Source organism: Thalassovita taeanensis (genome assembly GCF_900110775.1).
Lineage (GTDB): Bacteria > Pseudomonadota > Alphaproteobacteria > Rhodobacterales > Rhodobacteraceae > Litorimicrobium > Litorimicrobium taeanense.
On the sequence record NZ_FOEP01000012.1, the window covers coordinates 47,383 to 64,861 of the forward strand.

At 61.3% G+C, this 17,479-nt stretch carries 17 protein-coding genes; 7 read left to right on the forward strand and 10 right to left on the reverse strand.

Features of this window, described 5'->3' with window-relative positions; all coding sequences use genetic code 11:
- Nucleotides 1-81 precede the first annotated feature (81 nt).
- The 3 genes from BSF79_RS14730 to BSF79_RS14740 all read left to right on the forward strand — a co-directional run bounded on the left by BSF79_RS14730 (nucleotide 82) and on the right by BSF79_RS14740 (nucleotide 3,796).
- Nucleotides 82-1,227 (forward strand): GAF domain-containing sensor histidine kinase, encoded by a 1,146-nt coding sequence (locus tag BSF79_RS14730; RefSeq protein WP_217650078.1) that lies wholly within the window; start codon nucleotides 82-84, stop codon nucleotides 1,225-1,227.
- Between the two features lie 219 nt (nucleotides 1,228-1,446).
- Entirely contained in the window at nucleotides 1,447-2,931 is a 1,485-nt protein-coding gene (locus BSF79_RS14735) for a SulP family inorganic anion transporter (RefSeq protein WP_090270654.1), read from the forward strand.
- 13 nt (nucleotides 2,932-2,944) lie between these two features.
- Nucleotides 2,945-3,796 carry a universal stress protein gene (locus BSF79_RS14740; protein WP_090270595.1) on the forward strand — a complete coding sequence of 284 codons (852 nt, stop codon included), beginning with the start codon at nucleotides 2,945-2,947 and terminating at the stop codon, nucleotides 3,794-3,796.
- 113 nt (nucleotides 3,797-3,909) lie between these two features.
- On the opposite strand, the gene rsmD is transcribed toward BSF79_RS14740, so the two are convergent.
- The gene (rsmD, locus tag BSF79_RS14745) at nucleotides 3,910-4,467 is read right to left on the reverse strand and encodes a 16S rRNA (guanine(966)-N(2))-methyltransferase RsmD (RefSeq protein WP_090270596.1); all 558 of its coding nucleotides are present in this window, start codon (nucleotides 4,465-4,467) and stop codon (nucleotides 3,910-3,912) included.
- A complete protein-coding gene (locus tag BSF79_RS14750) occupies nucleotides 4,464-5,672 on the reverse strand; it encodes an NAD(P)/FAD-dependent oxidoreductase (protein ID WP_090270597.1) in 1,209 nt (402 codons plus the stop codon). Before BSF79_RS14750 ends, rsmD begins: the two co-directional genes overlap by 4 nt.
- Before the next feature lie 95 nt (nucleotides 5,673-5,767).
- On the opposite strand from BSF79_RS14750, the gene BSF79_RS14755 reads away from it, so the two are divergent.
- Nucleotides 5,768-6,256, forward strand: coding sequence for a peroxiredoxin (locus BSF79_RS14755; RefSeq protein ID WP_090270598.1), 489 nt, complete (start codon nucleotides 5,768-5,770; stop codon nucleotides 6,254-6,256).
- A gap of 56 nt (nucleotides 6,257-6,312) precedes the next feature.
- Here the strand turns inward: BSF79_RS14755 and BSF79_RS14760 are convergent, their stop codons facing one another.
- From BSF79_RS14760 to BSF79_RS14790, 7 genes are all read right to left on the reverse strand, one after another.
- Nucleotides 6,313-7,161 carry a mechanosensitive ion channel family protein gene (locus tag BSF79_RS14760; RefSeq protein ID WP_090270599.1) on the reverse strand — a complete coding sequence of 283 codons (849 nt, stop codon included), beginning with the start codon at nucleotides 7,159-7,161 and terminating at the stop codon, nucleotides 6,313-6,315.
- Nucleotides 7,158-7,454: a 4a-hydroxytetrahydrobiopterin dehydratase gene (locus tag BSF79_RS14765; protein WP_090270600.1), complete on the reverse strand. Its 297-nt coding sequence runs from the start codon at nucleotides 7,452-7,454 to the stop codon at nucleotides 7,158-7,160. The genes BSF79_RS14760 and BSF79_RS14765 overlap by 4 nt, the downstream gene beginning before the upstream one ends.
- Entirely contained in the window at nucleotides 7,451-8,638 is a 1,188-nt protein-coding gene (locus tag BSF79_RS14770) for a GNAT family N-acetyltransferase (RefSeq protein ID WP_090270601.1), read from the reverse strand. Before BSF79_RS14770 ends, BSF79_RS14765 begins: the two co-directional genes overlap by 4 nt.
- 50 nt (nucleotides 8,639-8,688) lie before the next feature.
- Nucleotides 8,689-9,456, reverse strand: a complete 768-nt coding sequence (locus BSF79_RS14775; protein WP_090270602.1) for a glycerophosphodiester phosphodiesterase family protein — start codon at nucleotides 9,454-9,456, stop codon at nucleotides 8,689-8,691.
- Nucleotides 9,453-9,917, reverse strand: coding sequence for a RidA family protein (locus BSF79_RS14780; RefSeq protein ID WP_090270603.1), 465 nt, complete (start codon nucleotides 9,915-9,917; stop codon nucleotides 9,453-9,455). The genes BSF79_RS14775 and BSF79_RS14780 overlap by 4 nt, the downstream gene beginning before the upstream one ends.
- Nucleotides 9,918-9,992: 75 nt before the next feature.
- The gene (locus tag BSF79_RS14785) at nucleotides 9,993-11,300 is read right to left on the reverse strand and encodes an HlyD family type I secretion periplasmic adaptor subunit (protein ID WP_090270604.1); all 1,308 of its coding nucleotides are present in this window, start codon (nucleotides 11,298-11,300) and stop codon (nucleotides 9,993-9,995) included.
- On the reverse strand, nucleotides 11,297-13,030 hold the full coding sequence (locus BSF79_RS14790) for a type I secretion system permease/ATPase (protein WP_090270605.1): 1,734 nt from the start codon (nucleotides 13,028-13,030) through the stop codon (nucleotides 11,297-11,299). The genes BSF79_RS14785 and BSF79_RS14790 overlap by 4 nt, the downstream gene beginning before the upstream one ends.
- Nucleotides 13,031-13,236: 206 nt before the next feature.
- Between BSF79_RS14790 and BSF79_RS14795 the strand changes: the two genes are divergently transcribed.
- Complete coding sequence (locus tag BSF79_RS14795; protein ID WP_245776417.1) at nucleotides 13,237-14,007, forward strand: MlaA family lipoprotein; 771 nt, start codon at nucleotides 13,237-13,239, stop codon at nucleotides 14,005-14,007.
- The gene (locus tag BSF79_RS14800) at nucleotides 13,997-14,605 is read left to right on the forward strand and encodes an MlaC/ttg2D family ABC transporter substrate-binding protein (protein ID WP_090270606.1); all 609 of its coding nucleotides are present in this window, start codon (nucleotides 13,997-13,999) and stop codon (nucleotides 14,603-14,605) included. The genes BSF79_RS14795 and BSF79_RS14800 overlap by 11 nt, the downstream gene beginning before the upstream one ends.
- Before the next feature lie 73 nt (nucleotides 14,606-14,678).
- Here BSF79_RS14800 and BSF79_RS14805 read toward each other — a convergent pair whose 3' ends face one another.
- Nucleotides 14,679-16,874, reverse strand: coding sequence for a transglycosylase domain-containing protein (locus tag BSF79_RS14805; RefSeq protein WP_090270607.1), 2,196 nt, complete (start codon nucleotides 16,872-16,874; stop codon nucleotides 14,679-14,681).
- Between the two features lie 260 nt (nucleotides 16,875-17,134).
- Here BSF79_RS14805 and BSF79_RS14810 point away from each other — a divergent pair, with 260 nt between their 5' ends.
- Nucleotides 17,135-17,473 carry a P-II family nitrogen regulator gene (locus tag BSF79_RS14810; RefSeq protein ID WP_090270656.1) on the forward strand — a complete coding sequence of 113 codons (339 nt, stop codon included), beginning with the start codon at nucleotides 17,135-17,137 and terminating at the stop codon, nucleotides 17,471-17,473.
- Nucleotides 17,474-17,479 lie beyond the last annotated feature (6 nt).

Sequence of the window (17,479 nt, forward strand, 5' to 3'; positions counted from 1 at the left end):
GACAACCAGACAAGAATGCGATCATATCCGATACCCTTCAATGACGCGGCCCGCTTGGAAGCGCTCCGTAGTTTGCCCGGCTTGAACGACATCGCCGAACCGGTGTTCGACCTGCTGACCGACGCCGTGCGACAGCTGTTTGACTGTCCGATCGCACATATCAGTCTGGTCGAGGAGAAGCACCAATGGTTCAAATCCGTTGTGGGGATCGAGCTTCCGGAAATTCCTCGGGATCAATCGTTTTGTACGCATGCGATCATGTCCGACGATCTGATGGTGATACCGGACTTCACCAAGGACCCGCGGTTTGTTGACCATCCGTTGGTCGCCAATGAACCGAATGTGCGCTTCTACGCAGGCGCGCCGATCATATTGTCCTCGGGTTTTCGCGTCGGCAGCTTGTGCGCGCTGGATCTGGTGCCGCACGCCGCCCCAAGCGAGGCCAGCCTGAACATCCTGCGGACACTGGCCAATGCGGTGGCCGCAGCGCTTGAACGCGAATTGCCGGATGCAGCCAGGCAGGCCGATGAAATCAGCGGCGGGCGGAAAGAATTTCTGGCCCTGATCCGCCACGAGCTGCTTACGCCTCTGACCGTGATCTTCGGCTATACCGGGTTGCTTGAGGCGCGTCTTGTCGATGCCCCCGAAGGGGTGATGGCGCGCGCCGCACGCCGCTCCTGTCAACATCTGCGCGAGCTGATCGAAACCGTAATTGCGTTCAGCGATGTTTCCACGGGTGATCTGGCCCTGAACCAAAGCCACGAGGACCTGCGCCAAGTTCTGGACGAGGCGCTTGAAATTCTCGGGCCGGGGTTGGATGGCAAAGCCAAAACCGTGCGGATCACGCAGTTTTCCGTGCCTGACCCGGTGTATATAGACCGCAGTCAAATCAAACTGGCCCTGACCGCGCTGATCGAGAATGCCGCCCTGCATGGTGGCGATCATCTGGACCTCAGCGCGCAGATTTCGCCAGAGGGGCATATCGAGATCTCAATCACGGATGACGGTCAACTGGGCGCCGAAGTGGATCTTGATGCGCTGTACAGGCCGTTCGTCGTGGGCGGCTCGCTGAATACGCGCAAGGTCGGCGGTCTGGGTCTGGGCCTGCCGTTGACCCGCAAAATTGTTGAACTGCATGGTGGCGAACTTGATGTGATCGCGGAAGACGCCAGCACCCTTGCGCTGATACGGCTTCCGGCGTGGCGGGCAAACTTCACGCCGGACTAACGCCGCAATCGGTGATATGCCGAAATCCAAGGCACGTTGGTGTGGCGCAGGTGGCTGCGTGGTCCTGTGGTGGTGGGCTTTGGCTTGCGGTGCGGGGTCAGGGCCTTATAAGCGCAGGGAAACGTGCGGACCGGGGAAACGTGACCGGGGCGCAATGCTGACTGTTTGAACCGATCACCCCGTGCCGAACAGGCACTGGCGATGGAGGCCCGATTTCCGATGATTTCCCTCAATTCCTATGCTCGTGAGTGGACCGGCAATATCCGCGGCGATCTGCTGTCCGGGCTTGTTGTGGCGCTGGCGCTGATCCCCGAGGCGATTGCCTTTTCCATCATCGCTGGGGTCGATCCCAAGGTGGGGCTCTATGCCTCGTTCTCGATTGCGGTGATCACCGCAATCGTGGGCGGGCGGCCCGGCATGATCTCGGCGGCGACGGCGGCAACGGCGGTGCTGATGGTAACGCTGGTCAAGGATCACGGGCTGCAATACCTGCTGGCCGCGACGGTGCTGGCGGGCGTGTTGCAGGTCGGCGCGGGGTTGCTGCGGCTGGGGTATGTGATGCGGTTTGTGTCGCGTTCGGTGATGACGGGGTTCGTGAATGCGCTGGCGATCCTGATCTTCATGGCGCAGCTGCCCGAACTGATCGGGGTGCCGCCGCTGACCTATGTGATGGTCGCCGCTGGGCTTGGTATCATCTATTTGTTCCCGCTGCTGACCAAGGCCGTGCCTTCGCCGTTGGTTTGTATCCTGATCCTGACGACGATTTCGCTGACGATGGGGCTGGATCTGCGCACCGTGGGCGATATGGGCGATCTGCCGGATACGTTACCGATTTTCCTGTTGCCCGACATTCCGCTGACGCTGGAAACGTTGATGATCATCCTGCCCTATTCGGCCGCAGTGGCCGCCGTTGGCCTGCTCGAAAGCCTGATGACCCAGAACCTGGTGGATGAGCTGACCGACACCACCAGCAGCCGCAATCAGGAATGTATCGGCCAGGGCGTGGCCAACTTCTTTACCGGCTTTATTGGTGGCATGGCGGGCTGTGCGATGATCGGCCAGTCGATGATCAACGTGAAATCCGGCGGGCGCGGGCGGCTGTCCACCTTTGTCGCCGGGGTGGTTTTGCTGATCCTGATCGTGTTCCTTGGCGATCTGGTGGCGCGGATCCCGATGGCGGCACTTGTGGCGATCATGATCATGGTGTCGATCGGCACCTTCAGCTGGTCCTCGATCGGTAACCTGCGCGATCACCCGGTGTCGTCCAGCGTCGTGATGCTGGCCACCGTGGTCTTTGTGGTCTTCACTCATAACCTGGCGATTGGCGTGCTTGTGGGCGTGCTGCTGTCGGGCATCTTCTTTGCCTGGAAAATTGCGCAGCTGTTCGGCGTGCGGTCCGAGCTGAGCGCGGACGGACGCCAGCGGACATACATCGTCGAGGGGCAGCTGTTCTTTGCCTCATCCGAGGATTTCATGAAATCCTTTGATTTCCGCGAGGCGCTGGAGAAAGTCGTGATCGACGTGTCGCGCGCTCATATCTGGGATATTTCTTCTGTTGCGGCGCTGGACATGGCTGTGCTCAAGTTCCGCAGGGACGGGGCCGAGGTCGAAATCATCGGTATGAACACGGCATCTGAAACCATCGTCGACCGGCTGGCAGAGCATGACAAGCCCGGCGCGATGGACAAGCTGATGGCGCATTGAGGAGGGCACAGACATGACCGGAAAAATCATCGCATTGGTGGATGGCTCGGCCTATTCCGAAAGCGTGTGTCAGTATGCCGGCTGGATCGCCGGGCGGATGGAAGCCTCGGTTGCGCTTTATCACGTGCTGGGGCGACGCGAGGGGGCCAAGGGCGACCTGAGCGGACAGATCAAGCTGGGCGCGCGCAGTGCGCTGCTGGCCGAACTGGCCGAACTTGACGCGCAGCGCGCCAAACTGGCGCAGGCGCAGGGTCGGGCCATTCTGGACGACGCACGCGCGCTGATCGAGGCGCAGGGCGTGACTGACATCGTGCCGCATCTGCGCATCGGCGATATGGTCGAAACCGTCAGCACGCAAGAAGCCGACAGCCAGTTGATCGTGATCGGCAAGCGCGGCGAGGCGGCAGATTTCGCCAAGCTGCACCTTGGATCAAATCTGGAGCGGATCGTGCGCGCCGCCAAAACGCCAGTGTTCGTGGCGAACCGGGCGTTCAAGCCGGTCGAACGGGTGCTGGTCGCCTATGACGGTGGCGTGTCGGCGATGAAGGCAGTGGACTATGTCGCACGCAACCCGTTGTTTGCCGGGCTGGCTTGCACCGTGGTGACCGTGGGGACACCAAACACCACCGTGCAACAGGGGTTGGAAGACGCCCGCGCCACATTGGCCGCAGGCGGCCACAGCGCCGAGGTCAAGATCGTTGAGGGGCAACCCGACACCGCATTGGGAGAGCTGATCGAGGCCGAAGGGTTTGATCTGTTGGTGATGGGCGCCTATGGCCACAGCCGGATCCGCAGCATGATCATTGGATCGACCACGACCGAAATGATCCGCACCTGCAAAGTGCCCGTGGTATTGATGAAATAAATTACCTCGGGCGGCCCGCAGTTTCATTCGGGCCGGACAGCGCGCGACAATGGATGGCCCCCGGGTGCGGCGCGGTTGGCGCAGTGAGTATTTGCATCAGAAAGAAGCTGGGATCAGGCCCGGAAAAGGGTGATGGTCGTGTCGCCGTATTGCCGCGCGTCAAGCTGGGTCAGCGGCGCGGGCGGGGTGAGAGGGCTGTTTTCTTCCCACACGATCAGCGCATCGGGGGCGATCCAATTGCCGGTCAGGGCGGCGGCGAGTGCGAGTTCGCCCAGACCCTTGCCATAGGGCGGGTCGAGGAAAACAAGGCTGTAGGGCGCATCGGGGTTTTCGGGCAGGCGGCGCGCGTCGCGGCGGACCAGCTTTGTCAGGGCGCGCGCGTCGCACAGGTCGATATTCTGCCGGATCAGGTTTTGCGCTTTGGCCCCGTCATCGACGAAGGTCACATGCGTCGCGCCGCGCGACAGCGCTTCGAGCCCCAAAGCGCCGGTGCCGGCAAACAGGTCAAGCACGCGCGCGTCGCTGATCGGATCACCGAACCGACCGCCCGACAGCATGTTGAACAGGCTTTCACGGGTGCGGTCGGTGGTCGGGCGCAGATGCGCGCCCGCATCGCCTTTGCCGACGGAGGCAAGGGCGCGCCCACGGAATGCCCCCGCTATGATCCTCACTTCAGCAACGCTTTGAGGTCGGTGGCGGGGTCTGCAATCTGTTCGGGCGCGGGGGATTTTCCAGCCTCAATCAGGCGCTTGCCAATCATATAGGCGCGCGGATCATTGGCGGCATCCACCGCCAGCAGCTGCTTACCCTTGTAGTACCAGAAAGAGGTGGCACCGGGCTTGTCACCGGGCCGTGTGATCACGCGGTCATAGCCGGTGTTCAGCCCCGCAATCTGAAGCTTCACATCATACTGATCCGACCAGAACCACGGCTGCGGCACATAGGTCTTGCCCGCGCCCATGATGTTTTCGGCTATGCATTCGGCCTGATCAATCGCGTTCGGCACCGATTCCAGCCGAATCCGCGCGCCTTGATAGGGGAACGAGGCGCAATCGCCCGCAGCCCAGATATGCGGATCTGAGGTCTGCCCCAGCGCGTTGGTCTTGATGCCGTTTTCCACTTCAAGACCGGCCATTTCGGCCAGTTGCGTGGCGGGGGTGATCCCGACGCCGACAATAACAAAATCCACCGGAAGCTCGCTGCCATCACTCAACCGCGCACCGGTGACATGCGCGTCGCCCAGCAGGCGCTCAAGCCCCACGCCTTCGCGGATGGTCACGCCGTGCGAGGTGTGCAGCGCGCGGAAGTAGTCCGAGGTTTCAGGCGCCGCGACCCGTTGCAGAATCCGGTCTGCCATCTCCACCAATGTCACATCAAGCCCCTTGGAGGCCGCAACCGCCGCCGCCTCTAGCCCGATATATCCGCCGCCAACAATCAACACGCGCGCGCCCGCGACAAAGGCGGGTGCCATGCTGTCCACATCCTTGAGGTCGCGCACGGTGAACACCCCCGGCAGCTCGCCCCCGATCGCCCCCGGCAGGCGGCGCGGCACCGATCCGGTGGCCAGCACCAGATCGTCATAGGGCAACGCCTCGCCCGCGGTGATCACCTGCTTGTTGGCACGGTCAATCGCCACGACGGTTTCGTTCAGGCGCAGGGCGATGTCATGCTCGCCATAAAAGCTTTCGGGGCGCAGAAAAAGCCGCTCAAGCTCCATATCGCCCAGCAGGTATTTCTTGGACAGGGGCGGGCGCTGGTAGGGTGGCACCGGCTCTTCGCCGATCAGGGTCACGCTGCCGTCAAACCCGGAATTGCGCAGCTTGGCCACGAGTGACGATCCTGCCTGTCCCGCCCCGATCACAACTATCTTTTTCATCTCATGGTCCCCGCAGGCCTGATTTTTCTGGTTTCCGGTTGGTCAGAACCTATATGCAGCGCCAAGGGAAGCGCAATCAAGGACGGAGATCGACAATGACCATTTCTTTAGGAGACCGCCTGCCAGAGGCGACGCTGGTGGCGATTGGCGAAAATGGCCCGGCACCGGTGGCCCTGGCTGACCGCCTGAAGGGCCGCAAAGTGGCAGTTTTCGCCGTGCCGGGGGCGTTTACGCCGACCTGCCATTCGGCCCATGTGCCCAGCTTTGTCCGCACCAAGGATCAGTTCGCGGCCAAGGGCGTGGATGAGATCATCTGCATCAGCGTCAACGATCCCTTCGTGATGCAGGCCTGGGGCGAGGCCACCGGCGCGACCGCAGCCGGGATCACCATGTTGTCGGACGCCGACGGCAGCTTCAGCAAGGCCATCGGGATGAGCTTTGATGTGGCTGCGATCGGTCTGATCGGCCGCTCGAAACGCTATGCAATGATGGTCGAGGACGGTGTTGTGACGGTGTTCCATCCCGAAACCGGCAAGGGCACCTGCGAGGTTTCCGGCGGCGAGGCGCTGGTCGCAGCGATCTGACCAGACATCAGACCGAAGGCAAAGGGCCGCCCCACCGGGTGGCCCTTTTTCGTGGCTCAGGCGGTTTGCACGACCGTATGGGTGGGGAAGGGTATCTCCACCCCGGCGGCATCAAACGCTTCTTTCACGGCGCGTTTCATATCGGCCTGAAACACAAAGAAATCCGACGATTTGCACCAGACCCGCACCAGAAAGTCGACCGAGTAGTCGCCCAGATTGTTCACCTGCACAAACGGCGCCGGATCGGCCAGCGCGCGTGGGTCCGACAGCACCGTATCGCGGATGATCTGCTCGGCCAGCTTCAGATCACTGCCATAAGATACCCCAAACAGCCATTCCGCGCGGCGGGTGTCATAGACCGAATAATTGGTGATCACATTGCCCCAGACCTGTGCGTTGGGAATGATGATCTGGGTGTTCGACAGGCTTGCCAGCTCGGTATAGTTTAGCGAAATATCGCGGACCGTGCCGGATTGGCCTGCAATCTCGACAAAATCGCCGTTCTTGATTGGCCGGAACAGGATGATCATCACCCCGGCGGCCACGTTCGACAGCGTGCCCTGCAAGGCCAGACCAATCGCCAGACCCGCCGCACCGATCAAAGCCACAATCGAAGTGGTCTGAATACCGAATGTGTTCAGCACGAACAGAATGGCAAAGGCCAGAATGGCATAGCGCGTGATATTGCCAAGGAAGGCAAACAGCGTATCGTCCAGCCGGGCGTGTTTCTTGCCCAGCCGGGTGATGCGCCGCCGCGCCCAGCCCGACAGCATGATTCCCAGCAACAAGATCGCCACCGCGCCCAGAACCGACCCGGCCACCGAGGCCAGAAATTCAAGCGTCAGCAGATCGCCAAGGGTTTTTCCATTCCAGATTTCGGTGGTCATAAGGTCTTGAAGCGTCATGTGGTCAATTGGTCCATTTTTCTGGCAAGTTTTGCATCCTGCGCGCTCAGCCCGTCCACATCATGAGTGGTCAGGATCACATGCACGGTTTTGTAAACGTTGCTCCATTCCGGGTGGTGGTCCCATTTTTCGGCCCACAGCGCGGCCCGCGTCATGAAGGCAAACGCCTCGGTAAAGTCGGTGAAGTCATAGGTCTTGGCGATGGCATCCCGCCCCTCGACCATGGCCCAGCCCGCTGCGAACAGCGGCTCTAACATGGCTTTGCGCCCGGTGTCACTCAGCAATTCGTTCATTGGTGGTCCTCCCCTTCGGTCTTTCTGAACGGTCCATAGGATGTCAGAATTTCAATATCTTCCGCCACGGCTGCGCGCTCCCCCTCCAGATAGGTCGCAACCGCATCGGCAAACCCCGGATCGGCGATCCAGTGCAGCGAATGCGTGGTCACCGGCAAATACCCGCGCGCCAGCTTGTGTTCGCCCTGCGCCCCCGCCTCGATCCGGTCAAGCCGCTGTGCGATGGCAAAGTCGATGGCGCGATAATAACACGCTTCAAAATGCAGGCAGGGGTGATCTTCGGTGCAGCCCCAATAGCGGCCGTAAAGTGCCTGCGCCCCGATAAAGTTCAGCGCCCCCGCGACCGGCTGCCCGTCCCGCTCTGCCATGATCAGCAGTATATCATCGCGCATCGTATCGTGCATCCGGTCAAAAAATGCCCGCGTCAGGTAAGGCGTGCCCCATTTGCGCGCGCCGGTATCCTGATAGAATTGCCAGAACGCCTCCCAGTGCTGTGGCTCAATGTCCTCGCCGGTCAGCAAGCGGATCGTACCGCCGAAATCATTGGCCCGCGCGCGTTCCTTGCGGATCGCCTTGCGCTTGCGCGACGAGAGCGAGGCGAGGAAATCGTCAAACGTGTCATAATCGTCGTTGAGCCAGTGAAACTGCTGACTACTGCGCGGCATCAGGCCCATCTGCGCCCCCGCCTGTGCCTCGGTTTCGGTGCAGAAGGTGATATGCAGCGATGACAGCTGGTTATCCGCCGCCAACTGTACCGCGCCCTGCACCAGCGCCGATTGCCCGGCCGCCTCGAACCCCGGACGGGTCAGAAACCGCCGCCCGGTGACGGGCGTGAACGGCACCGCCAGTTGCAGCTTGGGGTAATACCGCCCCCCCGCCCGCTCATAGGCATTGGCCCAGTTGTGATCGAAAATATATTCGCCCTGACTGTTCCCCTTGGCATAAAGCGGCGCCACAGCGATCACCTGACCGTCCAGATACGCCGCCATATATCGCGGTTGCCACCCCGTGCCCGGCCCGACCGAGCCGCTCTGCTCAAGCGCGCGCAAGAAACGATAGGTGGTGAACGGGTCATCGGCGCGTCCGCCGTCCGTGGCCTCGGGGCAGGCGCAGGCATCCCAATCGCGCGCGCTGATTTGCGTCAGCGAGGTAAGCACCTGAATTTCTATGGTTTCATCGGTCATTTATCGGCCCCGCATCCCAAGCCCAGTATCTGGGGCGCGGGGCCTTGGGATCAAGACGGGATTTCCGCGCCGTAACCCTCAAAGGTGATATTCTGCGCGATCTGTCGCGCCTGTGCCTCCTGAGCAGCGGATCGGATCGTCCAGCACAGCACCGCCGCGCCGCGCCGTTTCAGGTCGCCAACGCGGGGGCGCGGCAGGTCTTCGGCCTCGTGGCTGATGAAACACGCGCGGGTCGCGTCGTAATCGCGGATCTCGCGCAGACGGTCACACAGGCGTGCGGGCAGCGGCGCCCAGTCTTCCGGGCGATAGGCCGACGTGGTCAGCCCGCGCGGCACATCGGGCCGCAGCGCCGCCATTTTCTGCACCGAATTCGGGTTGAACGACATCACCGCCACCGGCCCGCCATAGCCCTGCAAAGCATCGGCGGTGGCCTGTTCCAGACGGCCAACATTGGCCCCCATTGCGCCGTCCTGATCCTTGATCTCGATCAGCAGCGGCACGCGCCCTGCAACCTGCGCCAAAACGCGGTTCAGCGTCGGTATCGTATCGATGCCGCCCAGCAGTGCGATTTGCCCCAACTCGGCCGCGCTGCGGCGTTGCACCGGGCCGGTTTGCCCGGTCAGCCGCTTCAGATCATAGTCGTGAAACACCATCGCCTCCCCGTCCGAGGAAAGCTGCAGATCAATCTCGATCCCATATCCGGCGTCGATCGCCGCCTGAATGGCGGCGTGCGAGTTTTCGGGCCGACCCGCGGCGATGTCATGCAGCGCGCGGTGCGCCAAAGGGATCTTCAGAAAGGCCGGAGGAAGCGTGGTCATTTGATCTGAAAAATCGCTTCGATTTCCACCGCGACGCCCAGCGGCAGTGACGGCGCCGACACGGCCGAGCGCGAATGGCGGCCAATGTCGCCCAGTGCCTCGACCAGAAAATCCGAGGCGCCGTTGATCACCTTGGGCTGTTCGGTGAAATCCGGTGTCGAATTGACGAACCCGGTCAGCTTGACCACCCGCACCAGCCGGTCAATCTCGCCGCCGCAGGCCGCTTTCAGCTGCGCCAGCAGGCTGATCGCACAGGTTCTTGCCGCCGCTGCACCATCTTCGGTGGTCATGTCCGCGCCCAGCTTGCCGGTGATAAACCCACCCGGCCCATTCGAGATTTGCCCCGAAACGAATACCAGATCACCAACCTGCACGAAGGGCACGTAATTGGCGGCGGGCGCGGGTGCATCGGGTAAAGTGACGCCAAGCTGCGCCAAGCGGGTTTCAATCGGGCCGGTCATTGGTCGCTCCTGTCGGTTTGTACTGCGCGGACGCTAGCCGGGATTTTCCCGGATGCAAAGCCCGCGCAGCCACCTCTATTCGCGGAACGCCTTGGCGAAATAATCCGTGAACGGTTTGACCAGATACGCCAGCGGCGTGTGATCCGCTGTGCGAATATAGGCATCGACCGGCATTCCGGGGATCAGGATTGTGCCCTCTGGCAGGCGTTCGAACTGCGCATCGTCCAGAATGATTTCCGCTCGGTAAAACGACCGTTTGTTGGCGTCATCAGTGAAGGCATCCGCCGAGATTTTGGTCACATGCCCCTGAAGCTCGGGGGTGCGCCGCTGATCCAGCGCCGGGAACCGCAGGATGGCGCTTTGCCCCGGATAGACCTGATCGATGTGAATGGTATCGACCTGCGTGGCGATGATCAGCGGGCGGTCCTGCGGCACCAGATACAGAACCGGATCGGCGGGCCGAATGACCGAGCGCGGCGTGAAAAACTGCATGCCGTAAACGATGCCCGAAACAGGCGCGCGAATATCCAGCCGGTTCAGCCGTGACAGCAGGGCGCGGCGCTGCTCTGCCAGCTCCAACTCGCGGTATTGCAGGTCGCGCAGCCGTGTGATCGCCTCCTCCCGCCGCTGGGTGCTTAGCTTGAGGATCTCGATATCAATCTCGGTGATTCGCCCTGCGGCCTGCGCGGTTTGCGCCGTCAGCTCGCCGACCTGGCCGCTCAGCCGGGCCTGCTCACGTTGGAGGCTCAACACGCGCGAGGCTTGCGCCAAGCCGCGATCCAGCAATTTCTGTTGGCTATTCAATTCTTCAATAATCAGCGCCAGCTGCTTTTCCAGCGCCGTTTGCTGGGCGGTAATGCCGTCGATCTGGTTCTGGATCTGGCCACGCCGCTTGCCCAACTGCTCTGTCTCTTGCGCGACAGAGGCGGATCGCGCCTCAAGCAGGCGGGACTGCCCCTCCATCAGGCCACGCACATCGGGGACCCGGCTCGCGGCTTCGATCAGTATCGGATCGAACTCGGCCACCTCGCGCCCGTCACGCTCTGCCTCCAGCCGCCCACGGCGCGACATCAGCTCGAACAACTGGCCCTCGGTGATGGCCAGTTGCGAATTCAACTCGGTCGGATCAAGGCGGATCAGCAACTGATCCAACACAACCGTATCGCCCTCATCCACCAGGATTTCGGCGATCACGCCACCATCGGGGTGCTGCACGATCTGCCGGTTCTGATCGACTTCGATCCGCCCGCTGGTCACGATTGCGCCGGAAATATTGGTCAGGCTGGCCCAAGTGCCAAACCCGCCAACCAGCAAAAGCAGCGCCAGCCCCCCCAACACCAGGGATCCGCGCGCCGAAAAGGCCGTTTGCTTGCGGTCCGTCATCGTATGCTTCCCCGATCGCTGGATTTGTTGATCTGCTGATGGTTCTTCACAACCTCGCGCAGAACCTCGTCCTTGGGTCCGAAGGCCACGCGCACCCCGCCTTCCAGCATCAAAAGCAGGTCACATTCCTGAATCGCGGCCGGCCGGTGCGCCATGATCAGCACTGACTTTCCTTCTGATTTCAGCGTTCGGATCGCCACGTTCAGGGCTTGCGATCCCTCGTTGTCCAGGTTCGAGTTCGGCTCGTCCAACACCAGAATAACCGGGTCGGAATACATCGCACGCGCCAGACCGATCCGCTGAATCTGCCCGCCCGACAGCCGCCCCCCAGAGGCAGTGACGCGGGTGTCATAGCCATCGTTCAGCTTCAGGATCATTTCGTGCGCGTCGGCGCGCCGCGCCGCGGCCACCACCTTTTCGGCATCCGGCTGCGGTGAAAGGCGCGCAATGTTTTCCGCAATCGTGCCGTCGAACAGTTCAACCCGCTGCGGCAGATACCCGATCAGCTGGCCCAGAACCGTCGGGTCATATTGATCAAGCGTGGCCCCATCGAGGCGGATCTTGCCGCCGGCCGGGCGCCACAATCCGGTTAATGCGCGTGCCAGCGTTGATTTGCCCGCGCCCGAGGGGCCGATCACACCCACGGCTTCGCCCGGCTGCACGGTAAAGCTCAGCACCCGCAGGGACGCTTGCGATTCGCCGGGCGGCACGATGGTGGCCTGCTGAACCTCAAGAAGGGCACGCGGCATCGGCAAGGCCGTGCGCGGCTGTTCGGGCGGCACGGCGCTCAGCAATTCTGCCAGGCTTGACCAGCCTTTAATCGCGCGTTGCACGACCTGCCACTGTCCGATCAGACTTTCGATCGGAGCAAGCGCGCGCCCCATCAAAATCGACCCGGCGATCATCGCGCCCGCGGTCATCTCGCCGCGCAGAACAAGATAAGCCCCAAGTCCCAACATGGCCGATTGCAGGAATTGCCTGAACGTGCGCGTAAGTACCGAAAACCCCCGTCCCATATCAGAGGACGTAACAGATTGCTCCAGCGCCTCGGTGCGGCTGCGCTGCCAGCGGGCGAAGGTGGCATCCCGCATCCCCATTGCCTGCACGGCCTCCGCTTCGGACTGCAACTGCGAGGATATCATCTCGGCTGCGACCATGGCGTTGTTGGCCCCCGCGACAGAGACGCGCGTCAATACCTGATTGGCCACTGTGATCAGGACCAAAACCACCCCGCCAGAAATTGCCAGATACCCAAGCCATGGGTGAAAAATCATGATCCCGGCCAGAAACAGCGGGGTCCAGGGAATATCAAACATGGCGGTCAGCGCGGGCGAGCCAATCAGGCGCTGGACCGCCTCAAGATCGCGAAGCCCCGTTGCCGTGGCAGCATTGGGCTTGAGTGCGGATTGACGGATCACCGCATCAAAAACCCGCCGATCCAACCGCGACTGAAGCCGGGCGCCAATGCGCGACATGATCCGGGTCCGGGCGTAATCCAACAGGCCCATCATCACGAAAAGAAAGGCCACAAGCAGCGTCAGGCCCATCAGGGTTTCCAACGACCTGCTGCCCAGAACCCGGTCATAAACCTGAAGCATATACAGCGGCGCGGTCAGCATCAGCAAATTCACAAAAAGGCTGAACAGCGCCACGGCCCAGTACAACCCCCTGCTTTCGCGCCGCGCCGCGCGCAACTCCGCTTGTCCTGCTGCTGTTTTTATTTGTTTCATTCGCGCTATTCCGCCATCCGCCTGTTTCGAGCGTTCTATGTGTTTCGCTCGTAGGTTATTCAGTGTAAAATCAAAGTTGCCGGTTTCTGTCTCTAATCTGCCACAGACGGCATAGAAGCAGCACAGATGGGCTGGGATTGCGATTCACTTGAATTACATACACTTGAAAGTCCTAAATTTTGGTTGGCGCTTTGAATATTCAGCACATGAAACATCCTGTTCGCGCAAGTTGCAAGGTCGCGTTTCTGGCCGCAACAGTTTTACTGGCCGGCTGCACCGCGCCCGATCCGTCAGCGGTGTCCCGCGACGATGTCTTTGACCCATACGAACCCCAGAACCGCAAAACGCACGAGTTTAACCGCTCGCTCGACCGGGCGTTGGTGCGACCATTGGGCACAAGCTATGCGGCGGTGGTGCCGGGCGATATCCAGACCAGCGTCGGCAACTTTGCCGATAACCTGTCAGAGCCGGGCATGGCGGTGAACCACCTGCTTCAGGCCGACCTTAAAGGCATGGTTCACAACACCTATCGCTTTGTTGTCAACTCGACCCTCGGGTTGGGCGGCATGTTCGATGTGGCCGCCGATTTTGGCGTATACGCCGATGATACCGATTTCGGCGAAACACTGCATGCTTGGGGCGCACGCGAAGGCGCCTATGTGGAACTGCCGGTGTTTGGTCCCTCGACCGAGCGGGATACCGTTGGCAAGGTGGTCGATATCTTCACCAACCCGCTGTCCTATACCTTGCCCAAACCCGAGAAATATTACGGCACCGCTGCCAGCGTCGCCTCGAAAATCGGGGATCGCGGTCGCTATGCGGAAATGGTCGATTCCATTCTGTATGAAAGCGCCGACAGCTATGCCCAATCACGATTGATTTACCTGCAAAATCGTCGGTTCGATCTGGGCCGCGACCAAGAAGCAGACTATCTGGACCCCTATGCAAGCGCTTATGAGGACCCCTATGCAGAGTAACTTTTTCTCCCGCCGCAAGGTAATGTCATTGCTCAGCGCATCCGCGCTGGCCGCAGTCTTGCCAGCTCCGTCGTTCGCCCTGACCGAGGCTGGAGCGAAGAAGCTGATTGATGAACTGGTCGCCGCGATCAACAAGGTGATCGCCTCGGGCCGGTCCGAACAGCAGATGTACGGCGATTTCGAGAAGATTTTCGAACGCTATTCCGATGTGCCGACAATCGCCCGCTATGCATTGGGGGTCGATGCACGTCGTGCGTCCGCGGCCCAGATGCGCGAATTCACCAAGGCATTCCAGCGCTATATTTCGGTGAAATACGGCAAGCGGTTCCGCGAATTCATTGGCGGCAAGATCGTCGTCGATGCGGCGCGGCCGGTCAAAAGCTTCTATGAAGTCAAAACCACGGCGCACCTGCGCGGCGAAGCCCCGTTCGAGGTGACCTTCCTGGTCTCCGATCGCAGCGGCAAGGATCTGTTCTTCAACCTGTTCATCGAAGGCATCAACATGCTGCTGACCGAACGGACCGAGATCGGCGCCATGCTGGACCGTCGCAAGGGTGACATCGACGGCGTGATCACCGACCTGCGCGTCGCGGGCTGATCCGCGCAAACTGGTCGGCACGTGACCGGGGCAGCAGCCTCGGTTACGGCCCGGCCCAGTGTTTCACAGTGGCCTAGCGGTTTCCGCCGCCGCCCAAAAGATCCCGCAACATCTTCTCAATGCCGGTCTGCGTATCCCGTCGCTCGGGCTTTGCCTTGGCGACCGGTGCGGTTTTCTTCGGCGCTGACCCGTTGCGCAACATCGGCAATGGCGACGCGGGCACGCCTTCATGCACCCGCACCATGGTTTCATGCCAGATCTCGGCCGGCAGGCCCGAACCGGTGACACCACGCAGCGGGGTGTTGTCATCATACCCCATCCAGACCCCGGCGACATAATCGGCGGAAAACCCGATGAACCAGGCATCGCGCGCCGCTTGCGTCGTGCCGGTCTTGCCTGCCACTTCGCGGTCGTCCAGATTGGCGCGGGAACCGGTGCCGCGGGTGGTGACCTGATACATCATCCAGATCAGCTCTTGCGCCGCATCCTCGCGGATCACCCGCTCGCCGATCCCGCCGGTTGCGGTCATCACCGGTTCCGTATCGCCCTGCATGCGCAGTTCCACCAGACCGTAAGGCGTGACCGAGCTGCCACCGTTCAGGATACCGGCATAGGCGCCCGTCATTTCGATCAACGTGCTTTCCGACGCCCCCAGCGCCAGCGCCGGACCCAGCGCCAGATCTGACTGAATGCCAAACTCCGATGCCACTTTGCGCACCATATCCAGCCCGACCGACTGCGCCACCTTCACCGCCGGAATGTTCAACGAACTGCGCAGCGCCTCGGTCAGGGTGACGCGTCCATGGAATTTCTTGTCATAATTCTGCGGAGTCCACGGCCCCGATCCGGGGATGTTGATCGTGACCGGGCTGTCCTCGATCGTGTCGTTCGAGGAATAGCCCATTTCCAGCGCTGTCGCATAAACGAACGGCTTGAAGGCCGACCCGGTCTGCCGCAACGCCTGCGTCGCGCGGTTGAAGGCGCCCGCCACCTTGGTCTTGCGCCCGCCCACCATGCCGCGCACCGCGCCGTCGGCCGACATCACCACAATTGCCGCCTGCGCCTTGGACCCCTCCCTGACCTTTTCGTCAAAGATATAGGTCAGCGCGTCTTCGGCGGCTTTCTGAATGCGCGGGTCAAGCGTGGTCTTGATCACCACATCCGCCGCCGAATTGCGGGTGAAAAACTCCGGCCCCGATGACATGACCCAATCGGCGAAATATCCGCCCGCGCGCGCCTCGGCGGCTTCCGACAGCTCTGCCGGGTTGGCCAGCGCATCGCGCGCGAGGCTGTCCGACAGATACCCCTGGTCCTGCATCAACCCGATGACAACACCCGCCCGGTTCTGCGAACGTTCCAGATTGTTGGTCGGCGCAAGCGAGGTCGGCGCAGTCAACAGCCCGGCCAGCATCGCCCCCTCCGCCGCACTCAGCGCCGAGGCGGGCTTGCCAAAGAACCGCTGCGCTGCGGCCTCGGCCCCATAGGCGCCACCGCCCAGATAGGCCCGGTTCAGATAGATCGAAAGAATTTCGTCCTTGGTGTATTTCGCCTCCAGCGCCAGGGCAAAGGTCGCTTCCTTGATCTTGCGCCACAATGACCCGGTCCGGCAGTCAGCCTCGTAAGCGGTCTCGTTTTTCCAGATCTCAGGGTCGTAAACCACCCCAAGGCACAGCAGCTTGGCCGTCTGCTGCGTGATGGTTGACCCGCCATGCCCCGAAAGCGGCCCGCGGCCTTCGCGCAGGTTGATCCGTACCGCGCCCAGAATCCCGCGCGGCGACAGGCCGAAATGATGGTAAAACCGTTTGTCCTCGGTGGCGATCACCGCGTTCTTCAGATGGGGTGAAACGCTTTGCGCCGTGACAACGCCGCCAAACTGATCCCCGCGCCAGGCAAACACCTGACTGCTGCGGTCGGTCAGCGTAACCGATCCTTTGGCCCGACCGTCCAGCAAGGCATTGGCCTCGGGCAGGGTCATGTAAATATATCCGACCGACAGCGCCAGCAGTGCGAAAACGATGGCGCCGATCCGCCAGCTAAATCCCCAGATCAACCGGAAGATCCAGCGCACCACAGCCCTAAGCGCGGCCACAATCGGGTTGCGCGCGACCTTGCGCGGCGCCGCCCGGCGTTTGGCCGAAGCTTTGGCCGGTGTTTTGATCGGCGCCTTACTCGCGGTCTTGCTTGACGTTTTGGCCGAGGTCGGTTTTTTCTTCGCCGAATAGCGCCGATCAGCCACCAATGGCGGCTTTTTCCGACCTGAATCACTCATGCTTAACCCTGCCCGGCCTGCTGTTTTATGCAGCATACAGGGTGTTACGGTAAATGTTGAGGCTTTCCGCACCCCCACCTTGGGTTTTTATTGCGCTCAATAATTGGGCAAAATATGACGTTTGCACAACAATTACCCATTCCACCTAGGAAGGCGTCGCTTTTTTGGGCTGTCCGCTTCCCCTAACGCCTGACTCTCGTGTTTTGCTGCCTATGCAATCCGAGCGGGGCCACCCGCAGAATAACGACAAGGGGATCAAGGTGAAACTCATCATTGCAACGATCAAACCGTTCAAGCTGGAGGAGGTCCGCGAGGCGCTGACCGATATCGGCGTGCGCGGCATGATGGTGACCGAAATCAAAGGTTTCGGCTCGCAGTCGGGCCACACAGAGATTTATCGCGGTGCAGAATACGCGGTGAACTTCGTACCGAAAGTGAAACTCGAAATCGTGGTGAATGCCGCGATGGTTGATCAGGTCGTCGAGACCATCACCAACACAGCCCGCACCGGCAAGATCGGTGACGGCAAGATTTTTGTGCTCGACGTGGCACAGGCGGTACGCGTGCGCACCGGCGAAACCAATGATGACGCGCTGTAAGTCGCG

Bases quoted from the DNA above. Each gene is read 5' to 3' on its own strand.
- BSF79_RS14735 (WP_090270654.1), top strand. From the start codon at position 1,447: ATGATTTCCCTCAATTCCTATGCTCGTGAGTGGACCGGCAATATCCGC.
- BSF79_RS14740 (WP_090270595.1), top strand. From the start codon at position 2,945: ATGACCGGAAAAATCATCGCATTGGTGGATGGCTCGGCCTATTCCGAA.
- BSF79_RS14750 (WP_090270597.1), bottom strand. From the start codon at position 5,672: ATGAAAAAGATAGTTGTGATCGGGGCGGGACAGGCAGGATCGTCACTC.
- BSF79_RS14755 (WP_090270598.1), top strand. From the start codon at position 5,768: ATGACCATTTCTTTAGGAGACCGCCTGCCAGAGGCGACGCTGGTGGCG.
- BSF79_RS14760 (WP_090270599.1), bottom strand. From the start codon at position 7,161: ATGACGCTTCAAGACCTTATGACCACCGAAATCTGGAATGGAAAAACC.
- BSF79_RS14765 (WP_090270600.1), bottom strand. From the start codon at position 7,454: ATGAACGAATTGCTGAGTGACACCGGGCGCAAAGCCATGTTAGAGCCG.
- BSF79_RS14770 (WP_090270601.1), bottom strand. From the start codon at position 8,638: ATGACCGATGAAACCATAGAAATTCAGGTGCTTACCTCGCTGACGCAA.
- BSF79_RS14775 (WP_090270602.1), bottom strand. From the start codon at position 9,456: ATGACCACGCTTCCTCCGGCCTTTCTGAAGATCCCTTTGGCGCACCGC.
- BSF79_RS14780 (WP_090270603.1), bottom strand. From the start codon at position 9,917: ATGACCGGCCCGATTGAAACCCGCTTGGCGCAGCTTGGCGTCACTTTA.
- BSF79_RS14785 (WP_090270604.1), bottom strand. From the start codon at position 11,300: ATGACGGACCGCAAGCAAACGGCCTTTTCGGCGCGCGGATCCCTGGTG.
- BSF79_RS14790 (WP_090270605.1), bottom strand. From the start codon at position 13,030: ATGAAACAAATAAAAACAGCAGCAGGACAAGCGGAGTTGCGCGCGGCG.
- BSF79_RS14795 (WP_245776417.1), top strand. From the start codon at position 13,237: ATGAAACATCCTGTTCGCGCAAGTTGCAAGGTCGCGTTTCTGGCCGCA.
- BSF79_RS14800 (WP_090270606.1), top strand. From the start codon at position 13,997: ATGCAGAGTAACTTTTTCTCCCGCCGCAAGGTAATGTCATTGCTCAGC.
- BSF79_RS14805 (WP_090270607.1), bottom strand. From the start codon at position 16,874: ATGAGTGATTCAGGTCGGAAAAAGCCGCCATTGGTGGCTGATCGGCGC.